Source organism: Pseudoalteromonas sp. (assembly GCF_041613455.1).
GTDB lineage: Bacteria > Pseudomonadota > Gammaproteobacteria > Enterobacterales > Alteromonadaceae > Pseudoalteromonas.
The window spans coordinates 1-6,050 of the sequence record NZ_JBFJHD010000182.1; the positions used below are offsets into that span (position 1 = coordinate 1).

The window sequence follows — 6,050 nt, forward strand, 5'->3', positions numbered from 1 at the left end:
CACCTGACCCCATGCCGAACTCAGTAGTGAAACGAAACAGCGCCGATGATAGTGTAGCATTTGCTATGTGAAAGTAGGACATTACCAGGCTCCAAATTAAAGAAACCCGTTGCAGCAATGTGACGGGTTTTTTGTCGTTTGTATAAAAATTAAATGCAAGGTACTAGGCGCGAGGCGATAGGAGCTAGGATACACGCAATAGCGACTACTACTTTGCATTCCTCAGCCAAATGATAGTGTCATGTTTACACTGTGACTCCTCATTGCTGTAGGCACCATACCAAGCAAGCGATCCCTTCTCTAAAGCGTAGCGTCTCTTTGTGAATACCGCTCTAAACTTATTTTACTTAAAGCGTTCAGTCGTTAGCTATCAGTATTGAAGCGTCAATCCTTTGCGTTTGCAATAAATTGCATTTAACCACTAGACGGACACACAAATGAAGCAAACTCTGTAAGCCCGAAGCCCGAAGCCCGAAGCCCGAAGCCCGAAGCCCGAAGCCCGAAGCCCGAAGCCCGAAGCCCGAAGCCCGAAGCCTGAAGCTCAAACTAGCTAGCCATAAACAAAATATAATTTTGCTTTGTAAGTGGCTTTGATTTAGGATCAAATTAGTTTAAAACCAAGAACTAATAGCCTGTGTATAGATTATTATTTACTGCCTTATCACTTTTATTGTGTTCCACTGCATCAGCAGTAGAAGTAACTGATCTTTATCAAGATAGTATAAAAGTTGACGATAAAACACGAGACACACGCTTAGCAGCAAGCCGTGTCGCCTTACTCAATGTGCTAGTTAAAGTGACTGGTGATGACACGGTTGATAAAAGTGCTTTGGCACAGCAACGTACGAAAGATATTTCTGATTATTTACTCAAGTTTGAATACGATGAAAACGTTGCAGGGCAGCTTAAACTAGTTGTGAAGTTTGAAGCTCAAAAAATTAATGCGTTAATAAAAGATCTCAATTTACCGCTATGGGGAGTGCAGCGTCCTTTAGTGGCTATATGGCTAGCCATCGAAGATAACTGGCGCAGAGAGCTGGTTACGCAAGAAAGCTACCCTCAGCTAGAGCAATTAATATACGACAAAGCCGAGCGCCGTGGTTTACCTGTGGTTGTCCCTCTGCTTGATTTACAAGACAGACGTTTAGTGGGGATCCCAGAAGTGTGGGGTAACTTTTCTGCACCGGTGGAAGAAGCATCGCAGCGCTATAGTGCTGAGCGCAGTATTACCGCAAGGATGTATAAGCAACCGGATAGCGAAAACTGGATTTTAGACTGGCGTTTTACCAATGATGAACTGTTTGAGTCAAATCGGTTAACGGGTGATAAACAGCAAATTGTTGCTCAAATGATAGACACGTTAGCTAAAGGTTTGGCCGATGAATACGCCATTGACCCTAATGCATACTATCAGCAATCTATCGCTAACTTAACACTAAAAGGGACGCAGAGCTTTGTTGATATTGAGCTGGCAAAACGTCGACTATTAAACTTAAGTGTGGTTACGCAAGCTAATATAATACGTAAAACCCCAGAGCTGGTTGAGTTTAGACTCGATCACACGGGAAGTATTAACGATCTTAAAAAAGCACTTGGGCTAGATAGCGCATTTAGAGACTATGTCGATCCAAGCGCTTTTTATCATATCGTTAATAAAAACGGGTTAGAATACCAGTGGGTTGGTGAGTAATGCACAGCGCTGAACCAATGCAAATGGCATTGCCAGTCACGTTACCAGACGATGAAACGTTTGCTTCTTACTTTGGTGGGGAAGACTCCGTCGAAGTAAACCATTTAAAAGATAGCTTTTCTAAACTCGCTAACAGTTTTCAGTACACTTATTTGTGTGGTTTGGGCGATTCAGGCAAGTCTCACTTGCTGTATGCAACTTGTATTCAAGCGCAAGAGCGTGGTTTATCAAATATGCTACTTTCTATGCGAGAAGTGATCGACTTTGGCCCATTAGTGCTCGAAAGCTTAGAAGCGCTTGATGTTTTATGTATCGATGACGTGCACTTAGTGGCTGGCGATGATGCATGGGAAAAAGCGTTATTTAACTTTTTTAACCGCTTTAATGAACCCGGTAAAATGCTGGTTGTTACCGCAGACTTACTGCCTAATATGCTCAACATTAGTTTGCCAGATCTTGAGTCGCGGCTAAAGTGGGGCACCACCTTTCAAATTCGCTCCATGAGTGATGATGACAAAGCCCAAGCGTTAGTTAAACGTGCCAATATGCGCGGTTTAGAATTAACCGATGAGTGTGCACGGTTTTTATTAACGCGTTTAAGCCGTGATATGCGTGCTTTATTAGATGTACTCGATAAATTAGATCACGCATCTATGGCGGCACAACGAAAATTAACAATTCCTTTTATTAAATCAACGCTAAAGCTGTAGTAGGTCTAGAATCTAGGGCCTGCTTTCAGTTATCATAAGCTAACTAAATTGTAATCACGTTCTGTGAAAGATCAGGTATCGAATGAACTTAGAAAATATTTTAGCGCAAGCACTTGAGGCAGTAGCCGGTGCAACTGAAATAGCGCAACTAGAAGAGATCAGGGTTAACTATCTTGGTAAAAAAGGCGAGATCACCAGCTTACTTAAAACGTTAGGCAAAATAGCGCCAGAAGAACGTAAAGAAGCCGGTCAAGTTATAAACCAAGCAAAACAAGATGTACAAGCCGCGATAAACGACAAGCGTGAATTATTAGCCAGTAAAGCACTTGAAGAAAAGCTGGCTGCAGAAACAATCGATGTAACCCTGCCAGGACGTGTTATGCCTTCAGGCGGTTTACACCCCGTTACGCGAACTATTGAACGCATTGAGAGCTTTTTTGGTGAATTAGGCTTTGCGGTTAAATCAGGCCCTGAAGTGGAAGATGATTTTCATAACTTTGACGCGTTAAATATTCCAGAGCATCATCCAGCACGAGCGGATCACGATACCTTTTACTTTAACCCTAAATTAGTACTGCGTACTCAAACCAGTGGCGTGCAAATTCGTACTATGGAAGTAGAGCAGCCGCCGCTACGCATTATTTCGCCAGGACGTGTATACCGTAACGATTACGATCAAACACACACCCCTATGTTCCATCAGGTGGAAGGGCTAATGGTCGACACCGATGTGAGCTTTACTGAGCTTAAAGGTATTTTACACGACTTTTTACGCAACTTTTTTGAAGAAGACATGGAAATCCGTTTCCGTCCTTCATTCTTCCCATTTACAGAACCTTCAGCGGAAGTGGATGTAATGGGTAAAGACGGTAAATGGTTAGAAGTATTAGGCTGCGGTATGGTGCATCCAAATGTACTTAAGTCTGTGGGCATTGACCCTGAAAAATACACTGGTTTTGCATTTGGCATGGGTGTAGAGCGTTTAACTATGTTGCGCTATGGCGTAAACGACTTACGTGCATTTTTTGAAAATGACTTAAAATTCCTAAACCAGTTCCGTTAAGAGTGAAATAATACAATGAAATTTAGTGAAAAATGGTTAAGAGAGTGGGTTAATCCTGCCATTAATACGCAAGCTCTTTCGGAACAGCTTTCGATGGCTGGTCTTGAAGTAGATGGCGTTACACCAGCGGCAGCGAAGTTCAATGGCGTGTTGGTTGGTGAAGTGGTTGAGTGTGGCCAACACCCCGATGCAGATAAACTGCGCGTTACCAAAATTAATGTTGGTGGTGATGAGTTACTTGATATCGTATGTGGTGCACCCAATTGTCGCCAAGGTATCAAAGTAGCGGTTGCTACCGTTGGTGCAGTACTACCGGGTGACTTTAAAATTAAAAAAGCCAAGTTACGTGGTCAACCTTCGCACGGCATGTTGTGTGCTTTTGATGAGCTAGGTATTAGCGAAGAAGGCGATGGCATTATGGAACTGCCATTAGATGCGCCCGTTGGTACTGATTTACGCGAATACTTAGGTCTCGACGACAACATTATTGATGTCGATTTAACCCCTAACCGTGGCGATTGCTTAGGTATAAAAGGGCTAGCACGCGAAGTGGGTGTGTTAAACAGCATTGATGTTAAGGTGTTAGATATTCCAGCTGTTACAGCTACAATCGACGATAAAGTTTCGGTTGAACTCGTTAATGCGGATGCGTGCCCACGCTATTTAGCGCGCGTGATCAAAGGGATCAACCTTGATACAGCGACCCCATTATGGATGGTTGAAAAGCTGCGTCGCAGTGGTGTACGTTCAATTGATCCGGTTGTTGATGTAACGAACTATGTGTTACTTGAACTGGGTCACCCAATGCATGCATTTGATTTAAATGCGATTGAAGGTGGCATAAAAGTACGCAGTGCACACGCGGGTGAAGAGTTAGTTTTACTTGATGGTAATACCGCAAAATTAAATGACTCAACCTTAGTGATAGCCGATCATAATAAAGCATTGGCAATGGCGGGTATTTTTGGCGGTGAACAATCAAGCGTGACAGAAAAAACCAGCGATATCTTACTTGAAAGTGCGTTTTTTAATCAAATAGCGATAGCCGGCCAAGCGCGTAGTTACGGGTTACACACCGATGCTTCACACCGCTATGAGCGTGGCGTTGACTTTAATTTACAACACGATGCGATGGAGCGTGCTACCGCATTACTGCTGGAAATCGTAGGCGGTGAAGCTGGCCCTGTAGTCGAAGCTGTTGCGGCTGATAAACTGCCTAAAGTAACTGAAGTACGTTTACGCCGTAGCCGATTAGACCGTGTGATTGGTCATCATATTGAAGATGACAAAGTTACCGATATTTTAACTCGCTTAGGTTTTGACGTAACAGTTGCAAACGACTGCTGGAGTGCAGATGTACCTAGCTACCGCTTTGATGTACGTATTGAAGAAGATCTGATTGAAGAAGTTGCGCGCGTATATGGATACAACAGTATTCCAAATGTTGCACCGACCGCCAAACTTAAAATGACTACGCATAACGAAGCCACTATTGCGCTAAGTAAATTCCGTAATACCTTAGTAACGCGTGGTTACCAAGAAGCGATTACTTACAGCTTTGTTGACCCTAAAGCACAAGCACTATTACACCCAACGACTGAGCCATTGGTATTACCGCATCCAATTTCGATTGATATGTCGGCTATGCGTGTCAGCTTAATGCCGGGGTTACTAGCGTCTGTGGCGTATAACCAAAACCGCCAACAACCACGTATTCGTTTATTTGAGCATGGCCTTAAGTTTTTAAGTGACGACCAAGCTGAAAATGGGGTTAACCAAGTACCTGTTATTGGTGGGGTTATTACCGGTTTAGCACATGGCGAACATTGGATTGAAGAAAAGCGTGCAGTCGACTTTTACGATGTAAAAGGCGATGTTGAAGCGCTGTTAGCGATCACCAATGATGTGAGCCGCTTTGAAATTAAAGCTGAGCAATCAGACGGTCTTCATCCAGGTCAATCGGCAGTCATTTATGTTGCCGGTAAAAAAGTCGGATTCTTTGGTGCATTGCATCCTCAAGTACAAAAGTCGTTAGATATCAACAACGCTACATTTGTATTTGAAATTGAAATGTCGGCAATCGAAAACAGAAATTTACCGCAAGTGATCGGCGTGTCTAAATTCCCGTCAAATCGCCGCGACATCGCGATTTTAGTACAAGAGAGCGTTAATATTGGCGATATTTTGGCGGTGATCGAAAAAGTTGGCGGAAATCAATTAGTTGACCTAAACTTATTCGATGTGTATAAGGGCAAAGGAATTGAGCCAAATTATAAGAGTTTGGCGATTGCTCTAACACTGCAAGCGGTTGATAGAACACTCGAAGAGAAATATATCAATCTAGTAGTTGATAACGTGGTGGCCGCACTGGCCGAACAGTTTAATGCATCGTTGAGGGACTAGATATGGCGCTTACTAAAGCCGACATAGCTGAACACCTATTTGAAAAGCTCGGGATCAATAAAAAAGATGCCAAAGATTTAGTGGAAGCGTTTTTTGAAGAAATCCGCTCAGCGCTAGAAAAAGGCGAGCAGATCAAGCTCTCTGGATTTGGTAACTTTGATCTTCGAGATAAAAAAGAAAGACC

The 6,050-nt window shown here is 43.1% G+C and carries 5 protein-coding genes; all 5 read left to right on the plus strand.

Translation table 11 applies throughout. The features are described 5' to 3' along the window. The first annotated feature begins 634 nt into the window (after positions 1-634). Positions 635-1,690 (plus strand): DUF2066 domain-containing protein, encoded by a 1,056-nt coding sequence (locus ABYB02_RS13555; RefSeq protein WP_372762961.1) that lies wholly within the window; start codon positions 635-637, stop codon positions 1,688-1,690. Next, entirely contained in the window at positions 1,690-2,400 is a 711-nt protein-coding gene (gene hda / locus ABYB02_RS13560) for a DnaA regulatory inactivator Hda (protein WP_372762962.1), read from the plus strand. Before ABYB02_RS13555 ends, hda begins: the two co-directional genes overlap by 1 nt. Positions 2,401-2,482: 82 nt before the next feature. Continuing rightward, positions 2,483-3,463, plus strand: a complete 981-nt coding sequence (gene pheS / locus ABYB02_RS13565) for a phenylalanine--tRNA ligase subunit alpha (protein ID WP_372762963.1) — start codon at positions 2,483-2,485, stop codon at positions 3,461-3,463. 15 nt (positions 3,464-3,478) lie between these two features. Then, complete coding sequence (gene pheT, locus ABYB02_RS13570) at positions 3,479-5,866, plus strand: phenylalanine--tRNA ligase subunit beta (protein WP_372762964.1); 2,388 nt, start codon at positions 3,479-3,481, stop codon at positions 5,864-5,866. Positions 5,867-5,868: 2 nt separating this feature from the next. Beyond that, positions 5,869-6,050 (plus strand): HU family DNA-binding protein (locus tag ABYB02_RS13575; RefSeq protein ID WP_372762965.1); only part of this gene is annotated, 182 nt, incomplete at its 3' end.

Excerpts from the sequence above, each read along its gene's own strand:
- hda (WP_372762962.1), top strand. The coding sequence starts at position 1,690 with ATGCACAGCGCTGAACCAATGCAAATGGCATTGCCAGTCACGTTACCA.
- pheS (WP_372762963.1), top strand. The coding sequence starts at position 2,483 with ATGAACTTAGAAAATATTTTAGCGCAAGCACTTGAGGCAGTAGCCGGT.
- pheT (WP_372762964.1), top strand. The coding sequence starts at position 3,479 with ATGAAATTTAGTGAAAAATGGTTAAGAGAGTGGGTTAATCCTGCCATT.